Source organism: Limnobacter litoralis (assembly GCF_030160455.1).
GTDB classification, from domain to species: domain Bacteria; phylum Pseudomonadota; class Gammaproteobacteria; order Burkholderiales; family Burkholderiaceae_B; genus Limnobacter; species Limnobacter litoralis.
In genome coordinates this window covers 377,311-395,800 of record NZ_BSOJ01000015.1, presented here as the reverse complement: position 1 = coordinate 395,800, position 18,490 = coordinate 377,311, and the positions used below count along the sequence as shown (strand labels likewise).

At 53.9% G+C, this 18,490-nt stretch carries 13 protein-coding genes and 3 tRNA genes; 7 read left to right on the top strand and 9 right to left on the bottom strand.

The annotated features are described in order from the left end of the window. Positions 1–57 precede the first annotated feature (57 nt). The 5 genes from QQJ87_RS08895 to QQJ87_RS08875 all read right to left on the bottom strand — a co-directional run bounded on the left by QQJ87_RS08895 (position 58) and on the right by QQJ87_RS08875 (position 1,992). Positions 58–151 (bottom strand) — tRNA-Leu (locus QQJ87_RS08895). 13 nt (positions 152–164) lie between these two features. Continuing rightward, positions 165–238: transfer RNA gene (locus QQJ87_RS08890), tRNA-Cys, on the bottom strand. A gap of 68 nt (positions 239–306) precedes the next feature. Next, a tRNA-Gly gene (locus tag QQJ87_RS08885) sits at positions 307–382 on the bottom strand. Positions 383–463: 81 nt separating this feature from the next. Then, a complete protein-coding gene (queC, locus tag QQJ87_RS08880) occupies positions 464–1,162 on the bottom strand; it encodes a 7-cyano-7-deazaguanine synthase QueC (RefSeq protein ID WP_284281290.1) in 699 nt (232 codons plus the stop codon). Between the two features lie 101 nt (positions 1,163–1,263). Further along, positions 1,264–1,992: a LuxR C-terminal-related transcriptional regulator gene (locus tag QQJ87_RS08875; protein WP_284281289.1), complete on the bottom strand. Its 729-nt coding sequence runs from the start codon at positions 1,990–1,992 to the stop codon at positions 1,264–1,266. Between the two features lie 353 nt (positions 1,993–2,345). Between QQJ87_RS08875 and QQJ87_RS08870 the strand changes: the two genes are divergently transcribed. From QQJ87_RS08870 to QQJ87_RS08840, 7 genes are all read left to right on the top strand, one after another. Beyond that, positions 2,346–3,002 carry an RNA polymerase sigma factor gene (locus QQJ87_RS08870; protein WP_284281287.1) on the top strand — a complete coding sequence of 219 codons (657 nt, stop codon included), beginning with the start codon at positions 2,346–2,348 and terminating at the stop codon, positions 3,000–3,002. Between the two features lie 12 nt (positions 3,003–3,014). Beyond that, on the top strand, positions 3,015–3,422 hold the full coding sequence (locus QQJ87_RS08865) for a hypothetical protein (protein ID WP_284281286.1): 408 nt from the start codon (positions 3,015–3,017) through the stop codon (positions 3,420–3,422). 13 nt (positions 3,423–3,435) lie between these two features. Then, positions 3,436–5,361: a peptidase domain-containing ABC transporter gene (locus tag QQJ87_RS08860; protein WP_284281285.1), complete on the top strand. Its 1,926-nt coding sequence runs from the start codon at positions 3,436–3,438 to the stop codon at positions 5,359–5,361. A gap of 25 nt (positions 5,362–5,386) precedes the next feature. Beyond that, a complete protein-coding gene (locus QQJ87_RS08855) occupies positions 5,387–6,730 on the top strand; it encodes an HlyD family type I secretion periplasmic adaptor subunit (protein ID WP_284281284.1) in 1,344 nt (447 codons plus the stop codon). Positions 6,731–6,808: 78 nt separating this feature from the next. After that, positions 6,809–8,449 (top strand): TolC family protein, encoded by a 1,641-nt coding sequence (locus QQJ87_RS08850; RefSeq protein ID WP_284281282.1) that lies wholly within the window; start codon positions 6,809–6,811, stop codon positions 8,447–8,449. A gap of 132 nt (positions 8,450–8,581) precedes the next feature. Continuing rightward, complete coding sequence (locus QQJ87_RS08845) at positions 8,582–9,988, top strand: hypothetical protein (RefSeq protein WP_284281281.1); 1,407 nt, start codon at positions 8,582–8,584, stop codon at positions 9,986–9,988. Between the two features lie 87 nt (positions 9,989–10,075). Beyond that, positions 10,076–10,891, top strand: a complete 816-nt coding sequence (locus QQJ87_RS08840) for a hypothetical protein (protein WP_284281280.1) — start codon at positions 10,076–10,078, stop codon at positions 10,889–10,891. Position 10,892: 1 nt separating this feature from the next. Here the strand turns inward: QQJ87_RS08840 and acnA are convergent, their stop codons facing one another. The 4 genes from acnA to QQJ87_RS08820 form a co-directional block, all read right to left on the bottom strand. Further along, positions 10,893–13,619 (bottom strand): aconitate hydratase AcnA, encoded by a 2,727-nt coding sequence (gene acnA, locus QQJ87_RS08835; RefSeq protein ID WP_284281279.1) that lies wholly within the window; start codon positions 13,617–13,619, stop codon positions 10,893–10,895. Positions 13,620–13,651: 32 nt separating this feature from the next. After that, a complete protein-coding gene (locus QQJ87_RS08830) occupies positions 13,652–14,887 on the bottom strand; it encodes a DUF2863 family protein (RefSeq protein WP_284281278.1) in 1,236 nt (411 codons plus the stop codon). A gap of 69 nt (positions 14,888–14,956) precedes the next feature. After that, entirely contained in the window at positions 14,957–17,512 is a 2,556-nt protein-coding gene (locus QQJ87_RS08825; RefSeq protein ID WP_284281277.1) for a response regulator, read from the bottom strand. Continuing rightward, entirely contained in the window at positions 17,505–18,464 is a 960-nt protein-coding gene (locus QQJ87_RS08820; RefSeq protein ID WP_284281276.1) for a response regulator, read from the bottom strand. The genes QQJ87_RS08825 and QQJ87_RS08820 overlap by 8 nt, the downstream gene beginning before the upstream one ends. Positions 18,465–18,490 lie beyond the last annotated feature (26 nt).

Genomic DNA, 18,490 nt, shown 5'->3' with positions numbered 1-18,490 from the left:
AAGCCTGCTATTGTACTTCAAGGTGCTTGGGTTATTGCAGGAAATGTGTGCGCTGGATGGTGCCCGGAACCGGAATCGAACCGGTACGCCCCTTATTCAGGTAAGCGGCGGATTTTAAGTCCGCTGTGTCTACCAATTCCACCACCCGGGCCACAGGAATTCAATGGAGGCGAGGGTCGGAATCGAACCGGCGTACACGGAGTTGCAGTCCGCTGCATAACCACTCTGCCACCTCGCCTGAGGTGTGTTCAGACGATTGGACTCTGAACATGAGAAGGGGGAAGTGTAACACTTCCCCCTGGTGTTTGGAGCGGGAAACGAGGCTCGAACTCGCGACCTCAACCTTGGCAAGGTTGCGCTCTACCAACTGAGCTATTCCCGCGTTTCAACAACGTTGCCGTCGTTGAGAGAACGAAATTATAGCAAGAAAAAATTTCGTGTCAAACGATTTCTCAAAAAAAGATTATTTTTCGGAAATATATTTTTCCCACCCGCTTTTTCGCAGTTCGCAAGCAGGGCATTCTCCGCATCCATAACCCCAAGAATGGCGCTGGCTGCGGTCGCCACGGTAGCAGGTGTGGGTGTATTCGATCGCGATGTCGAGCAGTTTTTGGCCGCCCAATTGTTGAATTAAATCAAAGGTTTCCTGTTTGTCGATCCACATCAAGGGGGTTTCGAACCGGAATGAGGAGGCCATGCCCAGGTTGGTTGCAACCTGCAGGGCCTTTAGCGTGTCTTCCCTGCAATCCGGGTAACCCGAAAAATCGGTTTCGCACATGCCACCCACCAGCGATGTGAGGCCACGCCGATAAGCAATTGCAGACGCGATCAGGAAAAACACCAGATTCCGCCCTGGTACGAATGTATTTGGGAAACCATTTTCAGCCAGTTCGATGGCCCGCTCGTCAGTGAGGGCGCAATCGGAGATCTGGCCCAACCAGGAAAGATCAATGACACGATCTTCCCCCAGTTTGCTGGCCCACTCGGGAAAATGTTGGCGCATTTCACGAATGACCTGCAGCCGACAGTCGAGCTCGATTCTGTGTCTTTGCCCGTAATCAAACCCGATGGTTTCAACATGATCGAACCGGGTCAATGCCCAGGCCAGACAGGCTGTGCTGTCTTGACCGCCAGAAAAGAGAACCAGCGCCTTGGTCGCCATGAGTTGTCCAGAATTTTGAGTGATGAATGCCCGTATTTTATCGCACAGGCATAAAAAAACCCCGCCGAAGCGGGGTCAATCTTGGTTTGGGTGAAACCAAATCAGTTCGCCATGCCGGCAGACATGGCGTATTTGACCAGTTGAACGCTGGAGTGAAGATCCAGCTTTTGGAGCAGACGGGCACGGTAGGCGTCGATTGTGCGAGGGGATACCTTGAGCAGCTCAGCGATTTCGCGCCTGGGTTTGCCTTGTGCAATCAGGCTGAGAACCTGCTTTTCCCGGCGAGTCAATGAGGTTTCTTCGCTGGACTCAATCTGAATGGTGCTTCGGCTTTCGGCAGATTGAGTATTTCGTGCCTGTTCTTGGGTTGCAGTTGTCAACTCTGGAGCGACATATCGTTGACCGGTGGCCACTGCATCAATGGCTTCTCGCAATGTTTCGACCGATGACCGTCTACCCACGCAGGCCCAAACACCGGGCCTGAACGAAAGAGACAAAATAGTTTCTGTGCTTCCCTCACAGACCAGCACAATGCGGACATCCCTGAAGTGGGAGCCCAAGTGGTTGACAACTTCAATGCCATGGTTGTTGGAGGCTTCAATGGTTACTACGACGATTCGGGTCTCGGCGGTGGCAAGGTGATTGTCAATTTCTTGAAGGGTGGTGCGGTTGGTCACAAACATGGGTTGAAGGCTGACAGCCCGTGGCGCTTGCGCGCTTGGTATTCTGGGGGTCTCTGATCTAACGACCGAATCGGGTTTCATGCCATTGTTGTCTTTCATCGTTCCACCCATGTGTAGCTGGCTTGGCCAGTCAGTTCTTAGATTCATGATCGCCCCATGTAAGAATCGTTCTTCGGTGCCTTGCGTTTCATGTAATACCTACGACTTTTTGATTTGGATTCAGTAGGAATAGAGAAACTTGATTAGGAAGGATGGGGTGTTTTAGGGGGTTGCTTGTATATTTGTAGGTAAAAAGATTACAAGACCTAGTGATTTCAACTATCATTTGTTATGATCGCTCGAAAGGGGTACTCATTTGGGTTAATCTTTTGAGTCCCCCTCCAAATAGTCCTGGTCTATTTGGGTGGTAAAGCAGGGAAAAGATGCCCTAATTGAGCGATTCGGGTGTCCTGTGCGGCAGTAAATTACCCTAATAAATCTAACAAACGGACGGGTTTGTCTTGGAGACAATTGACCTTAAAGCCGAGCTTGCCTGCTTGATCGAGCGTGTAGCACAGCGCGACAAGGCTGCTTTTGAGCAACTTTACCGGCTAACTTCCCGAAAAATGTTCGCGGTTGCGCTTCGCATCGCCCGTGAGCCCGGGCTTGCTCAAGACGTGCTGCAAGACGCCTATATTCGTTTGTGGCGATATGCCCATACTTTCAATTCAGCGTTGTCCGCGCCCGAGACCTGGATCCATCAAATTGTTCGAAACCGTGCCCTTGATTTGATTTCACAGCAGGGCAACACCGTTAACACCATTCCCATTGAATCGTTTGCTGATTCTGAAAATGTTCAGGAAGAGTTTATGACCGAGTCGGCTGCGGCCAAATCGGATCAGGGGGATGCGGGTCGGTTAATGAACGCCTGCATGGACCGACTGGACGGAAAGTATCGACAGGTTCTGACTCTGGCCTACAACCATGGCATGAGTCACGGTGAAATATCCGAGCACCTGGATGTGCCACTGGGCACCGTGAAAACCTGGGCCCGCCGTGGATTGATCGAATTGAAAATTGTGTACGACGAATTGGAAGGCCAGAGCCACGCACAAAGGCAGGCAGCGATGAGCAAACCGAACCGCCCTGATTTTGAGACACCGACCTATTACAGCTAGGGGGAGACAGAGATGACAGACGAAGAAAGAAACTGGCTGGCTGCAGATTATGCCTTGGGGGTCATCCGGGGTGCTGAAAAAGCTGCTTTTGAAACCCAGCTGAAAACAGATCCAGCCCTGGCCGCTTCCGTGCTGGATTGGCAAAAGCGTTTGTCCGCGTTTCAGCCCGCAGGCGGAGTGCCGTACCCCACGATGAGTGAGACGGAGGTGGATGCCGCTTTGAATGCTGTGTTTCAGCGTGTTTTCACGGAAATCAACACGCAGTTCGACACACCACAGCAACTGCCCAATCCCTTGCAAAAGCTGTCGCCTGAGCAAATTTCTGCCATGCGCCCCATGGTCTCCCGTTTACTCGCTTCCTATGTTGTATTGCTGGAGCGCCTGAAAATTCAACAGGCCAAGATGGCCGGTGCTGTCTGAGTCAAGGATTCGTATGTCAGTCAAATATTTGTTCAAGGAAAGGCTGGAGGCGATCTGGAATTTCGGCTTACAGCAAGTTGCGGGCAAGCCATCTTCAGACAATCAGACAGAGTCGCCCAATTCCGTCTCTACCGACAAAACAGTGTCAGGCGTTGTGCGTGGTGCGTTCCCCATGCTCAAGCGGGCGGCGCTGATCTCTGTGTTTGTGAACCTGGTGGGTTTGTTTCCCGCGATTTTTTCCTTGCAGGTGTATGATCGGGTGATTTACAGGTCGGGCTTGAATACCCTGACCGCCCTGTTGATCGGTATGGCCATTATTCTGTCTGCGGATCTGATTCTGCGTTCGTTCCGCGCCCGGGTGTTGCGTGTGGCTGCTGTTCGTATTGATGGTGACATTGCCGGTCGTTTGATGAATAAATTGCTGGCGATTCCGCTGCGCAATCTGGAGGCACGGTCAACCGCGGCTTGGTACTCCTTGTTTAAAGACGTGGACACCGTCCGCGTGGTGTGGAGCGGTGCGGTGGCCATGACCATTCTGGATCTGCCATTTGCCATCCTTTCAATCGGACTGATTGCCACAATCGCTTTGCCTCTGCTGCCAGTGGTACTTGTCGGCCTGGCTTGCCTGGCCACCCTGTCTTGGTACAGCTCTGGCGAGTTTCGCAAGCGACGTGTCGAGGAATTCATGCTGGCACGTCGTCGGGATGAGGTGCTTGCGGAGGTTTGTCGCGGGCGTGAGGCCATCAAATCACTGGTTCAGGATGAATCTGCCAAGCGTGCATGGGTAGAGAGTTACAACTCATGGGTGCATGAGTCCTTTCAAAAAAACGGTGAAATGGAAGACCAACGCGAGTTGTCGACTTCCATCATGTTGTCGGTCAACGTTTTGATTACTGCCGTCGGTGCGTTTGCGGTGATTCATCAGTGGATGACTGTGGGTGGATTGATTGCCTCGAACATGTTGGCCAGCAAGGCCATTGGCCCGCTGGCCTCGCTTTCCGGGCACTGGAGAAGCATTGCGCACAGTCGGGAAGCGACGGATCGCCTGGATGCCGTTTTTGCCTCTGAAGAAGAAAAGCAGCACACCGGACTGAACCTGCCTTTGCCCTCAGGCGCATTGCGACTCGAAAGTGTGAGCTATCAGCACGTGGGTGCCCAGAAAAGCGTGTTGAACAGCGTGTCTGTGCAGTTGGGCCCACGTGGAATCTATGGCGTGGCTGGTGACAACGGCGCAGGTAAATCCACGCTGCTGAAAATATTGCGTGGCTTGTACACGCCCAGCGAGGGCCGTGTGCTGCTGGATGAGTACGATTTGTCCCAGTTTTCACGTCAAGAACTTTCCAAGTGGGTCGGCTTTTTGCCGCAAACTTCGTTGCTGTTTGAAGGCACCATCGTGGACAACCTGCGCCGATCCAACCCAGATGCGACCGATGAGCAAATTCTGCTGGCGGCCAAACGGTCTGGTGCGCACGACTTCATTGCCAAATTGCCTGACGGTTACATGACGCAAGTGGGCGAGGGTGGCAACCGGATGTCTGGCGGCCAGCGGCGACGAATTGCAATTACGCAGGCGTTTTTGTCAGACGCGCCGGTTTTGCTGCTGGATGAACCCACCAATGATCTGGATTTCGCGACTGAAACGCATTTGATGGCGGTGTTCAAGAGTCTGGCGGCGACCAAAACCATTGTCATGGTGACCCATTCTGTGCGCCTGATGTCCATTTGCGACAAGATTGTGTATCTGGACAAAGAATCTCGCTTGCATCTGGGTTCAACGCCAGAAATGTTGAAGCTTTTGTATGGCATTTCTCTGCCAAAACCTGCTGTGGCAGCGCCTGCGCAGGCAGTTCAACATGGCGTTGCCCCCGCAGTGGGCCACCAAAACGGCGCGGATGTTGATGCGGCGGCGTCGACCGGTGGCAAGGCAGCGCAGGCTTGACCCCTTTTTCGGATGATTGATTGAAATGTCAGACAAAAACACAGTGAAATCCCGAGAACTGGACAAGCCAAAGGCACCAGCCACCGAAATTTCGAGTATCTACAAACCTGCAGGTGGCACGTTTGACACCAAAAGCAAGTTTGCGCTGGGCCTGATCGCACTGGCTCTGTTTGCTTCCTTGTTCATCCGTGTTGACCAGGTGATTACTGCGCCCGGCAAGGTTGTGCCCTCCAGCAAGGTGAAAACCATTCAGCACTTGGAAGGCGGCATCGTAAAAGAGTTGCCCGTGAAAGAAGGTGACAGCGTCAAAGAGGGCCAAGTGTTGGTCGAACTGGATTTGGCAACTGGGGGTATCAACCTGGCCGAACTGAAAAGCCGACGCGCTGCACTGGAGGCAAGCCGCGCTCGGTTGCTGGCTGAGGCATCGGGGAAAAAGCCTGAATTTGACCCAGAACTGGCTGCTGATTACCCCGAGTTGCTGAGAACAGAAACCGCGACGTACAGCGCGCGCATGGCCGAATTACAGGGTGTGCTTGCCGTCAACCAGAGTCAGGAAGACGGGAACCAGAGCCGGGTCAATGAACTTCAGGCCAAGCTGGATGGTTTGCAGAATCGTGCCGTCACTGTGGCTCGTGAATTGGACATCACGCGTGAGCTGGTGAAGGAAAAGCTGGTGTCCCAGTTGGAGTATCTGGGCAAAAAGCGCGATTACGATTCTTTGATTTCCGAAATCAATTCCATGCGCGAATCGGTTCAAACGGCCAAGGCAGCCGTGGGCGAGCGCCGAGCCAACAAGCAAGAGGAAATGGGCAAGTTTAGACGCCGTGCGGCCGATGAACTGACCACTGTTGAGCGCCAATTGGCCAGTTTGAAAGATGAAATCAACCGGGCCAACGACCAGCGTGACCGGGCAGTCATTCGTTCGCCGATTGATGGCGTGGTCAAAAACCTGAAGCTTCAAGCTGTGGGTAACGTCGTTCGACAAGGTGAGCCCATCATGGAAGTGGTGCCCTCTGACGAGGCTTTGGTGATCGAGACCCGACTGTCACCTTCCGATCGGGGGTACGTCAGCGATGGACAAAAGGCAGACATCAAGATTTCTGCGTACGACTTTCTGCGTTACGGCACCTTGCCTGGGCACGTGACCCAGATTGCAGCCGACACCGACCCAGGCAATGCCGAGACTGGGCCTTTCTATCGCCTGGTGGTCAGCACTGACAAATCGTTTTTTGGCACACCCGACAAGCCGGAGCGCATTTCTACTGGTATGACTGCGGAAGTGGATATTCATGTGGGGTCTCAACCATTTATCTGGTATCTGATTAAACCCGTATTGAAATTGCGCAAAGAGGCATTCCGGGAGCCTTGATTGCTGCCAAGGCCAGTGGGCTACCGCGTTTATTTGTATATTGTTGTGTAACTGAATTTATCTGCAATTGGAGACAGCGTGACTGGCCGTGCGTTCTGTAAGAAAACCCTTGCGGTTGCGTTAAGTGGCGCGTTGACGTCACCTTCCTTTGTGTTTGCTCAGGATCAAAGCGTCACTGTTAATCAGGGGCTTGACGGTTTGTCGGGCTCTGCCACGGCCGGAATGTCTGATGTGCAGCTTGCAAAACTGCGTTTTGCCAGAATGGTGCGCACCAACCCTGACATCACGACTTCCCAGATCAATGTGAACGCGACGGCCTATGTCAAAGACGCGGCACAGGCAGCCTTCTATCCGAAAGTGTCAATTGGCGCCAATGCCAGTTCAAGTACCACCGTCAACAACGTTCAATCGACCGACATTACTGTATTGCAGCCTATTTACACTGGCGGCAGGTTGACCGCTCGCGCCAAATCTGCGGAGCAACAAGGTGTCATTGCCAATGGCGATTTCGACAAAACTGTTCAGGATGTGGTGACGGAGTCTTTTATTGCCAGCAACAACCTGTCACGAAACGCCTTGCTGGTTGAGGCCTCCAAGGCGGCCGAGTCTGCAGTGGCCGAGTTGCTCGCGCTGGAGCGCCGCCGCGTGGACTTGGGCGGTGGTGGAGTTACCGATGAGCAGTTTGCAAAGGCCAGGCTGGCTGTGACTCAGGATCGACTGGTTAATTACCAAGGGCAGTTGGATGAGGCCCGTGCAACCTACGCTCGCTATTTTGGTGCTTACCCGGATCCTTTGACGGTTCCTGAACTCGATGTGACGCGTGACATGTTGCCACCGACCATGGAAGAGGCGATCAACAAGGCATTGTTCGCCAGCCCTGAAGTCCGGCTGGGTGAGTACCAGATCAGCAAGGCGAGATACGACTACGACGCTGAAGACGCCAGTTTGTGGCCTTCGGTGGATTTGGTCGGTATTCAGCAGTTCTACCAGCAGCCCGATATTTACACGGGCAAAACTCAAAACAGCTCGGTGAATTTGCGTCTGTCCTACAGCGCATTCTCTGGGGGTGACCAGATTGCGCGGGTCAGACAGGCGCAGGCAACCATCCAGACGCGTCGAGCCCAGTTGGAATCCACCCGGATACGGGTTCAGGAGAATGTGCGGTTTCAGTGGGGCAAGTACATGGCCGGGGTGGGGCGATCAAACACCTTGAGTGGTGCATACAAAGAGGCCCTTCAGGTGTTCAAGAACCGCAAGCGCCTGCGTGATTTCGGTCGCGAAACTGTGATTGTCATGCTGGACTCTGAGGTTGAGTACTTCAACGTGTTGATCGCTTACATCAACTCGGTGTTTGATGCGCGAGAGGCCGGTTTTCGTTTGCTGAGGGCCATGGGCCAGATGATGCCAACCCCACATCAAGAAGGGGATTGGATCAGTCCGTTTTTCGCCAAAGTACCTGAGCGCGCAAAATTGCAGGACAACCTTCGTGCAACGGCTGACATTGCTTCAAGCCCGGCCGATGACAACATCGCAAGGCAGCTGGGCATCGCGGTGGATCAGGCAGACATTCAAAATGCGTCCCGCTTTGTACTGACGCCATCACAACGTCTCAGCGTGACGCGCAAAGCCGAAAACGAACGCATACTGAACAGTGAAAGCGAGCGCAGTGTCAGACCCGCACTAAAGACAGACACCAAGCTTGACAAGGATTTTTACTAAGTAAATCCTTGATTTTTGTCAGTAAAGTGACCAATATAAAGAACAGGCCCAGTTTTATCCCTTAATTGGACGAATCGCCACCCCTGCGTGGTGAGAAACTTGTAAGGGGGATTCAGGATGGCAGGTTCAATCATGGCAAACACTTTCGATACACCGTTCGATTTGACTGAAGAAGATCGCGCCTTGATGCGCGCAGAGCAGTCTTTTGCTGATCCTTCTTCCCTGAACATGCAGATCCTTCAGTCAACCGTGACCGGGCAGCCTTTGCTTGAACGCACTTGGGATTCAGCCCCCTCCGGCGCTTTGCTGAGAAGCATCACCGGCAGTCATTCTGACGCAGGTTCCCTGTACTCCGGTTTTCAAAACAACGATTTGCAGTCCACCTTGAATCTCGCCAGTGCCGCTTCGAACGCGGGACTTCTCGCCTCAGCAATGGCTTTGACTTCCCAGGTGGCCAGTGCCTCCCCTGCGGCGTTCGGCCAAGACAAAGTCAGTGACGGAACCAACCTGGCGGATCTGGGTGGCAAGGCTTTTGCCGTGCCTGGCGGCGATCACCCATTGCCTTTTGATCACCAGGCCGGCAACGCCACGCATGTTTACTCAACGTCTGCCGCATCGACAGCAGGTTCGCCTGAATTCATGCATTTGCTGGCAGGCCTGGACACGGCGAACAATCTCGCCCCTGCCCAAGCTGTGCCCAGTCTTGAACACGTAAACGCTTTGATACAAAGCCTCACCAGTCAGATTGATTCCCTGCACGCCGTGTTCAACCCGGTCATGCCCGGCTTGGGGTCTGAGGTGCAATCCATGGTGCCCGAAGTGGCGCACCTTGCGCCAGCAGATCTGACCTCCAGCATTGCCCATGACAGCGGTTTGCTGCAGGGCACGTTGGACACTTTGCATCTGGATACGGGCGCTGTGTCTTCGGGATTGGACAATCTGACATCAGGCCTGAATTCAGTCACAGACCTGGTTCATTCCTTGCCAGGTCTGGATGGTGTGACCAGTGCGGTGCACTCGGTGATTTCGCCCGTGACCGACACCGTGACCTCAGTCATTTCACCGGTGGTGAACACAGTAACGACTGTCACTGACCCCGTGCTGAACACGGTGACGGGCATACTCGACCCGGTGACTCACACCGTACTTGACCCCGTTTTGCACACGGTGACCGGCGTTGTTGACCCCGTGACCAACATCGTTACGGGTGCAACTCAACCTGTGTTAAATACCATCTCCACCGTGACGGAGCCGATCAGTCAGGTGACATCCCCCATTTTGCACACGATTACCGACCCCATTACCGCCATTACAGCACCCGTCACTGGCGGTACAACCGGCGGAACAGGTGACCTTCTGGGTGGTACGCTCAATCAGGTGGGTGGCATTTTGGGAACATTGTCTGCGCCAACCACCTCTGGAAGCGACAGCACTTTGAGTTTGAACACGCTGAGCAGCAGCATTTCAAGTTCAGCTACGGGTGGTGATTCTGCCGTGAACCATTTGTTGGGCGCTTTAGACCCGAATAAGCACGCCTAAAACGGTTCAGCTTATTGTTTTGACCTGAATCCGATTGACTGGTCTGGTTTGTATAATGGTTATGGAACACAAACCACGTACAGAACCATGAGATCAATCATCCTCGATGCACTGAACAACAGCCAGTCCGACCAGGGGCCGGGCGTGTTGATTGATCGGGTTCAAAGTTCCTCATTTCATTTGCTGGAAGGCGTCCAAGTTCATTCCGCCTCTTTTGCAGGCGAATTGCCTGGTCATCAGGTCATTTCAGTGGGTGGTGTACAATGTGCGATCGAACATTGTGTATCAGATGTGTCATTGACCCAGCCAATGGCTGAGCCTGTGTTGCCAGACACATCCTGGGTGGTTCACGACCTACACGGAGCAGTTATGGCGCAATCTCATGAAAACGCTCACCTCTTGAATTTGGGGCAAAGTCTGGCAGATCAGCTGCCCAAGATTCACCAAGGGCTTGAAGGCCAACTGAACCTGCATGAAATGGGGCAGTTGATCAGCGACTTGCAAAGCCAGCTGTTGCAGTTGAATCACACCACACAAAGCCTGTTTCCAGATTTGTCGTTGAATCTTCACGATGTGTCTGGCGCTTTGTCGAGTTTGCCCAACGGGGCATTGCTGACCTCGGTTCAGGCTGACACTTACAGCATTTTTGACACGTTCTCTCACCATGATCACGGGGTGGCGGGCGTGCACACCACGTTGGATGCGCTGTTTACATCGCCCGAGGCTTTCCCGCTGACGCTTGATTTCTCTGACAAACATCATGTTGAGCAGGTTCATGACCTGTTCTCGTCACACGGAAGCTCGTCTATCAGCACCAGTGCCAGTGTCGGGGGCAACGAGTTTGCAGGTGATTCCGGAACCGGTGGGCACGGTGGCCACAACGGCGGTTCCGGTCAAGTCTGATTCAGGCAGCTGCCAACAATTCCCGAAGCACGTAGGGCAGTATGCCCTTGTGTCTGAAGTACTCAACCTCAATCGGTGTATCGATTCGGCTCAGCACCTTGATCTCTTGGGTGTGCTCGTCGGCGCGTTGAATACGCAGAGTCAATTCCGCCTGCGGTTTGGTGTTGTCCTCCAGACCCAGCAGATCATAGGTTTCTGTGCCGTCCAGATTCAGGCTTTCCGCGCTGTCTTCACCCATGAACTGAAGTGGAATCACGCCCATACCCACCAGGTTGCTGCGGTGGATACGTTCGAAACTGCGGGCCAATACGGCCCGAACTCCAAGCAGTTGGGTCCCTTTTGCGGCCCAGTCTCGGGATGATCCTGTGCCGTATTCTTCTCCTGCGATGACCAGGGTAGGGGTTCCTTCCGCCATGTAAGCCGTGGCTGCGTCGAACACACTGACCAGCTTGCCATCTTTGAGGGTGAATCCCCCTTCGACACGACTGCCGTCCTCACGGGCCGGGATCATGAGATTTTTGACCCTGACGTTGGCGAACGTTCCACGGATCATGACGTCGTGATTGCCTCGCCGTGATCCGTAACTGTTGAACTGTTTGCTGCCCACGCCCTTGCTGCCCAGGTATTTGCCCGCTGGTGTGTCCTGTTTAAATGATCCTGCAGGCGAAATGTGGTCGGTCGTGACGCTGTCGCCCAGAATCAGCAAGGCTTTCGCACCCGAAATGGGTGCTGTGCCACCTGGCTGCATTTCAAAGTCTTCGAAGAAAGGGGGTTCAGCGATGTAAGTGGATTCAGGCCAGCTGTAGACCTGACCATTCGGCGCGGGAACCTGGCTCCACAAATCGGGGTCACTCGTGAAATTGCTGTAAAGCCGCGTGAATGTGGCTGCGTCAAGGGCAGATGGAAGCAGAGCCTGAACCTCCTGATTGCTTGGCCACAAATCAGCCAGATAGACAGGCTGACCATCGCTGCCTATGCCGATTGGATCTTTGGCCATGTTGATGCGTACGGTGCCAGCCAGTGCAAATGCGACCACCAGAGGGGGGGAGGCCAAGTAATTGGCCCGCAAATTTGGATGAATGCGGGCTTCAAAGTTTCGATTGCCAGACAGCACGGCGCAACCGATGATGTCGTGCTTGGTCAGCGTGTCATTGAATTCGGGTTTCAGGTCACCTGCATTGCCGATGCATGTGGTGCAGCCATAGGCCGCCACATTGAATCCCAGCTTGTCCAGGTAGGGTTGCAAACCGGTTTTTGACAGGTAATCGCTGACCACTCGTGACCCTGGGCCCAGTGAAGTTTTAACCCTGGGATGCACCTTTAGACCCTTTTCAACAGCTTTTTTTGCCAGTAGACCGGCGGCCAGCATCACACCTGGGTTTGAGGTGTTGGTGCAGGAGGTGATCGCCGCGATCATGACATCCCCTTGGCCAATGTCCACACCCGAGATGTCGGTGTTGTGCCGGGTGTGCAAGTGTGTGGCAGGTTTGCCAAATCCGTTGTCAGCCACGGGTGCAGAGAACAGTTCGTCAAACCGCTGTTTCATGTCAGACAGCAAAATACGGTCTTGCGGGCGTTTGGGACCCGCCAGCGAGGGCATGACCGTGTCCAGATCCAGTTGAACAACGCTGGAGTAGTTCAATGCGCCTTCTGCTGGAATGCCCAGCAGGCCCTGCGCCTTGAAGTAGGCTTCGAAGCGGTCTGCTTCGTCTGCGGTGCGACCAGTTTTGCGCAAGAACTCGACGGTTTTCTCGTCGGGTGGGAAAAAGCCCATGGTGGCTCCGTATTCGGGAGCCATGTTCGAGAGGGTCGCACGGTCGGTGACCGACAGACTGGCAGCGCCAACACCATGGAATTCAACAAATTTGCCAACCACCTTGTGTTTGCGAAGCAACTCGGTGATGGTCAACACCAGGTCGGTGGCAGTGACGCCCTCACGAAGTGCCCCGGTGAGTTCAACACCGACGACATCAGGAGTCAGGAAATACACGGGCTGACCCAGCATGGCCGCTTCGGCCTCAATGCCGCCCACGCCCCAGCCCACAACACCCACACCGTTGATCATGGTGGTGTGACTGTCCGTTCCCACCAGTGTGTCAGGGTAAAAAACCGTGTGTTCGGTGATGGCGTTGGCGGGTGCCGCGCACCGGACGCCCCGAAACAGGTATTCAAGGTTGACCTGATGAACAATTCCGATGCCGGGGGGCACCACTTTAAAGGTGTCGAAGGCCTGCATCCCCCATTTCATGAACTGGTAGCGTTCTCGGTTTCGCTCAAATTCCAGTTCCATGTTCTGCTTCAGCGCGTCGGCAGTGCCGTAGTGATCAACCATGACGGAGTGATCAACCACCAGATCGACGGGCACCAAGGGCTCGATCTTTTTGGGATTCTTGCCCAATTTGTCTGCCACGCTGCGCATGGCAGCCAGGTCCGCAAGCAGCGGGACGCCCGTGAAGTCCTGCAGCACCACCCTGGCGACGGTGAACGGAATTTCGGCGTCGCGGTGCGCCTTGGGCTGCCAATTGGCCAGTTGTTGAATGTGTGCTTCAGTGACTCTTTGACCGTCGCAGTTTCTGAGAACGGACTCAAGGACTATGCGTATAGAGACGGGCAGTTTGGACAAGCCCTCAAAACCAAGCGCCTGAAGCTTGGGCAGGCTGTAAAATCGACCTTTTAGCCCGGTTTGGGTTTCAAAGGTATCCAGGCAATCTGTGCTCAACTTGGACATGGATAAATTCCCTCCTTGTTGTCATGGTTAAATCAGTGCAGGTGGGCTCCTGGCAGTTCAGAGTCCTCGGGCAATTCCGCATGCATCAGTTCGCCTTCCGGGTTGGGGTACAGCGGTGACCCGCAGTCTTCGCAGTACTCCAGCGGGAAGCGTTCTTCCAGCACGGCAATGTGGCGAATGCCGACGTCTTTCAACAGCGCTTCAATCTTTGAACGAATCACCGGGTTGTCGGGCTCACTCTGGATGTCTTTTTCATACACGGGGTCAGGTTCATTGCCATATTCTTCCCCAATCAGGGGCCAAACCACACCGTGAACGATCTCGGGGCTGTCTTCAATGGAAAATCCGATTCGGTATTCTTCAATTTCGCCGCGTTCAACAAAGGCGCCTACGCTGGCGTGTATGTCTTTGACCGGCACATCCAACGCGCTCTCGAGAAATGCGGCAGAGGCACGAACGGAATAGGCGCGGGCTTCTTTTTCGGCTTCCCGGCAGGCGTTGTACAAGCCATTGGGTAACAACAGTTCGAGCAAACAGCCTGGCATCAGCTTTTGCAAGGCTTGGCTGCCCATGGTTCGCCATTTGTCCAGAACGTCTTCTTTGCTCAGCAAGCTTCCGTTGCTTTGTTCCTCCTGCCATTTGAAGGCAGGTTGACCCGTGGGCACGGCGATGACACCGATGAGATACCGCACATCCGATAGAAAACTTTGGGTTTCAGGCAAATTCTCGGTGTCGATGCGAACAAGCACGCGATCCAGTGCGGCCTGGCCGAGTTGGCGGGCCAGTTCTGCCGCTGCTGTATAGCTCTCAGGCAACTGATCGGGGCTGAACAGCATGTTGGTCAAAACCAGGTGTGAATGTTCGGACAGCACATGGCTTTTGATCAGCTGTGTGAATTCAGCGACCAATGACTCTTCAATTTTGCCTGAAGGAATGTTGTAGGTTGACCAGGCCAGAATGGGGACAGCAAGCAGCAGCAAGTCCTCTGATTCGCCCAGGCTGGGTGATTCCACGGTGTTTTCAATGGCGAAAGCCAGTTCGTCATAGGCTTTGTAATGCGTGCCGTACAGGTATTCCAGCGTCTGGTTCAGCGTGGTGTCACTTCGCCCCTCCAGAATGGGAGCCAACATCGCAAAAAGGCGCTTTTTCCAGTACCTTCGTTCAAGCCGACTTCCCGATTCGGCCAGCAAGACAGCCAGATTGGCCAGCGGTTTGGCGTATTTGGTCAGTTTGGATCTGGATGTGGTGTTTAAAGGCTTTCTGCGCATGAATGAATCCTTGTTCGATTCATTCCATTGTAGACCTTGCGGGCCTCTGTTGCAGGGGGAGGGGTGTTATTAGTTGGCGTCCAGTATCCGTTGTCCATCCGCAAGCAGGGCGTTCAATGGGTCTAAAAGGGTCTCCCACGATTGCTGCCGGCACTGCTTTTCCAGATCGGAAAGTCTGGCCGCAAACTGCTCAAAACCGGATACGGCAGCGCCGCCTTTCATTCGGTGAAGCATTTGAATCAGATTTTCCCGATCTGGATTCTGTGCTGCTTCAACGGCATCCCTCAAGTGTTTCAGGTCTTGCTCCAGTGCCACTTTGTAGCGCGCAATGATCCTTGACACCAGTTTCGAATCTTTTCCGACCAGGTTTTCCAATGCTGCAAGATTGGGCTGATGGACTGGCACATGTTCTGCAGGCCTGAGGTGCATGCTCAGTATGTTGATGACATCCTGTCGTCGAACGGGCTTGGAGACATAATCACTCATGCCCGCTTCAAGACATTTGTCTCGGTCAGTGGGAAGCGCGTTGGCGGTCATGGCCACGATCGGGGTGGGGCGCTTGCCGTGCCTGAGTTCATGATTGCGAATTTCGCGTGTGGCAGCAAGACCGTCCATGTTGGGCATTTGGCAATCCATGAACAGCAGATCGTATTGACCAGATTTGAATTTTTGAACCGCCTGCCGCCCATCAAAGGCAACGTCCACCTTGCAACCCAGCTGTTCAAGGGCAATCATCGCCACTTCCTGATTAACCGGATTGTCTTCCACCAGTAAAACTTGACCACTGAACGTGGTTGCGATGTCCGATTGGATCACTGGTTTGTTGCTGTGGTTGGAATCCGTTTGCAGGAACCGGTGCACCTGTTGATGTCCAAGCCCTTGTCTGACCAGCGCCAGAAGCTCTGTGAGTGTCTGTTTGAGCTTGGTCGTACCGCTCAGTTTGGGCATTCGCTTCACAATGGGGGACGCGTCTGTTGGGTCGGATGAAATCTCTGTTTCCAGCAAGAGCATCAGGGGTGCTGCATCTCCAAGCACGGCATTCAATTCTCGAGCCAACCACTGGCCGCTGAAACGGGGCATGTCCGCATCCACGATGGCCATGCAGTAGGCTGAATGGTTGTGAATGCCATATTCGATTTTCAGCAGTGCTTCTGCCGCGTTTTCGACGGCGTGCACTTCAGCCCCCCAGGCTGTTAATTGGGCCTCCAGCAATTCACGAGAGGCGGCATGACCGTGAACAAGCAGCACCCGTGACTTCTCAAAGTGCGGAGATTCCTCAGAGGTTTGGCCCCCATTGGCTTGGCTGGGGCACAACTCCAGCTCCAGTGTAAAAGTAGAGCCCTGGCCCTTGACGCTTTGGGCATGAATGTCACCGCCCATGAGGTGCGCCAACCGTTTGCTGATGGCGAGTCCCAGACCTGTGCCCTCGTATTTTCGGTCGGCTTCCTGGTCAACCTGGTAAAACATCTGAAACAACTCAGTCAGCTTTTCTTCTGGTATGCCGATGCCTGAATCGCTGACGGAAATTTTGACGTCATGCGCCTGACCGCGCTCAATTTGAACAATGACATGTCCGCGATCTGTGAACTTGATGGCGTTGCTGATCAGGTTGATCAGAATTTGCCGGATCTTCGCTTCATCGCCCACGAAATGGGTGGGCAGATCCCCAGCGTAGTGAAAAACAAGTTCAATGCCTTTTTGGCGGCTGGCCGGGCTCAACATGCTGCTGACATCCAGACACAGCCTTTCCAGGTCAAAGTCCTTGTTCGACAGTGTGGTGCTGCCTGCCTCCAGTTTGGACAAATCGAGCACGTCGTTGATGATGGCCAGCAGCGAACTGGCGCTTCGGGTAATTGTGCGTGCATAGTGCCGCTGGCGCTCGGTAAGCTGGGTTTCTTCAAGCAGTTCGCACATGCCGATGATTCCGTTCATGGGCGTGCGAATTTCGTGGCTCATGGTGGCCAAAAAAAGACTTTTTGCACGGTTTGCCTTTTCAGCCTCGTTTTTGGCCAAAAGAAGGGCATTTTTCGCCAGCTCGTTTTCTCGTTGGGCGCGCATGCTCAGGATCATGCTGCTCAGGCTGGTCCGCACGGGTTCCATCCAGTCTACAAGCGCCTGGCTGTATCCACCGGGGCGGTTGGCAATGGCGATCATGCCAACTACCTCTTGCCCAGCAATCAAGGGCATTCCCAGATAGGAATCCATGTTGCGGTGGCCATGAGGAAAGCCACCCGCGCGTTTGTCGTTGGCCGGGTCGTTCGAGATGATGGTTTCGCCTGTTTTCAACACATGACCGAACAGGTTGTCCAAGGTGCGAAAGTCCATGTGTTTCTTTTGCTCAAACACGGCATACATGGCTCTGGATTTGTCGTCCCAGGAAATGTCTGAAATGGCGTAGGCCCGCATGAAAGGAACCCCTTGCTCATCGTGCATGAGTTCCGACAGAAAGCCGTATTCGCTGTGCGACACCTCAAGGATGATGTTCAGGGTTTCGCTGAAGTGCTTCAGAACATTCTGGGTAGCCAAAAATCCACTGGTGATTCGGTTGATTGCAGCAAGCAGGTCCACCCCAGGCCCGATGATTCGCCCCTCCGTGTGGCTGTTGTTTTGCGTGACCTCAGGCATGGCTTGTCTCCAGGCCACATTGGGTTGAGTGACTCAGCTCCGTGTTGGGTGCAAGGGCCGAATTCAGGGGGCAGTCCAACCAAACCTCGACCAAGTTGCCTCGGCCCAGGTACTTCAAGTCTTTCAAGCCGCTGTGATTGGCCATTGCAATACCTCGGCCATGCAAATCAAATGCGCGTTCCTGTGAAAATTCAAGGTAAGGCTTCCAGTCAAAGCCGTGTCCCTGGTCTTCGATGGTCAAGCGAAATCGGCCCTGAATTTTGTCGACATGCACGTGCGCCACTCTGGCCCCTAGCACGGGGTCAGACAATCGTCGGATGATTTCGGTCTGCAGACACTCCTGTTCCAGCAGACGTGACTTCTCGTTGTATCCAATTTCCAGATTGCCGTGCTCAACTGCATTCATCAGCAATTCTGAGAGTCCGATCACCGCTTCATCGGCGTCGTCGGCCAAATTGGCCAACAAGGCTGCCAGTTGATTGGCCTGGGAAGGTGTTTTGAACTGAAAGCGAAGGCTTTCAGCCATTTGCAGACCCAGGCGTGTGGTGTTTAGTGTATTTCGCAACTCCTCGCGTTGAACACTTTGCTCGCGAATTGAATTCAGGGCAGCTTTTAAGATGTCGTAAGAGGCGGGCTTGGCCAAATAGAGTTGTGCCCCGCTGGCCAGACCTTCCGCCACGGCTTCCGACGTGTTGTTGCCCGTGAGCATAATGACCGGTAAATGGGCGTGGTCGGGGGTTTTGCGTAAAATCCTCAACAGATCAATGCCCGTGATGCCGGGCATGTTCCGGTCAAGGATGAGACAGTCGTAGAAATTTTTTGCAGCGCTTTTGATGTGCTCAAGTGCGCTGTTTGCGCTGTTGAGTGAAGCAAACTGATGCCCCATTTTTGCGAGCATTTCCTCAATGACCCACCTGACGTGGTCATCGTCTTCCACCAACAGTATTTGCATGATTCACTCCTTACTACACGAAGTGA

What these genes read in the sequence shown, in the direction of transcription:
- queC (WP_284281290.1), bottom strand. Translation starts at nt 1,162, where the DNA reads ATGGCGACCAAGGCGCTGGTTCTCTTTTCTGGCGGTCAAGACAGCACA.
- QQJ87_RS08875 (WP_284281289.1), bottom strand. Translation starts at nt 1,992, where the DNA reads ATGAATCTAAGAACTGACTGGCCAAGCCAGCTACACATGGGTGGAACG.
- QQJ87_RS08865 (WP_284281286.1), top strand. Translation starts at nt 3,015, where the DNA reads ATGACAGACGAAGAAAGAAACTGGCTGGCTGCAGATTATGCCTTGGGG.
- QQJ87_RS08860 (WP_284281285.1), top strand. Translation starts at nt 3,436, where the DNA reads ATGTCAGTCAAATATTTGTTCAAGGAAAGGCTGGAGGCGATCTGGAAT.
- QQJ87_RS08855 (WP_284281284.1), top strand. Translation starts at nt 5,387, where the DNA reads ATGTCAGACAAAAACACAGTGAAATCCCGAGAACTGGACAAGCCAAAG.
- QQJ87_RS08845 (WP_284281281.1), top strand. Translation starts at nt 8,582, where the DNA reads ATGGCAAACACTTTCGATACACCGTTCGATTTGACTGAAGAAGATCGC.
- QQJ87_RS08840 (WP_284281280.1), top strand. Translation starts at nt 10,076, where the DNA reads ATGAGATCAATCATCCTCGATGCACTGAACAACAGCCAGTCCGACCAG.
- acnA (WP_284281279.1), bottom strand. Translation starts at nt 13,619, where the DNA reads ATGTCCAAGTTGAGCACAGATTGCCTGGATACCTTTGAAACCCAAACC.
- QQJ87_RS08830 (WP_284281278.1), bottom strand. Translation starts at nt 14,887, where the DNA reads ATGCGCAGAAAGCCTTTAAACACCACATCCAGATCCAAACTGACCAAA.
- QQJ87_RS08825 (WP_284281277.1), bottom strand. Translation starts at nt 17,512, where the DNA reads ATGCCTGAGGTCACGCAAAACAACAGCCACACGGAGGGGCGAATCATC.
- QQJ87_RS08820 (WP_284281276.1), bottom strand. Translation starts at nt 18,464, where the DNA reads ATGCAAATACTGTTGGTGGAAGACGATGACCACGTCAGGTGGGTCATT.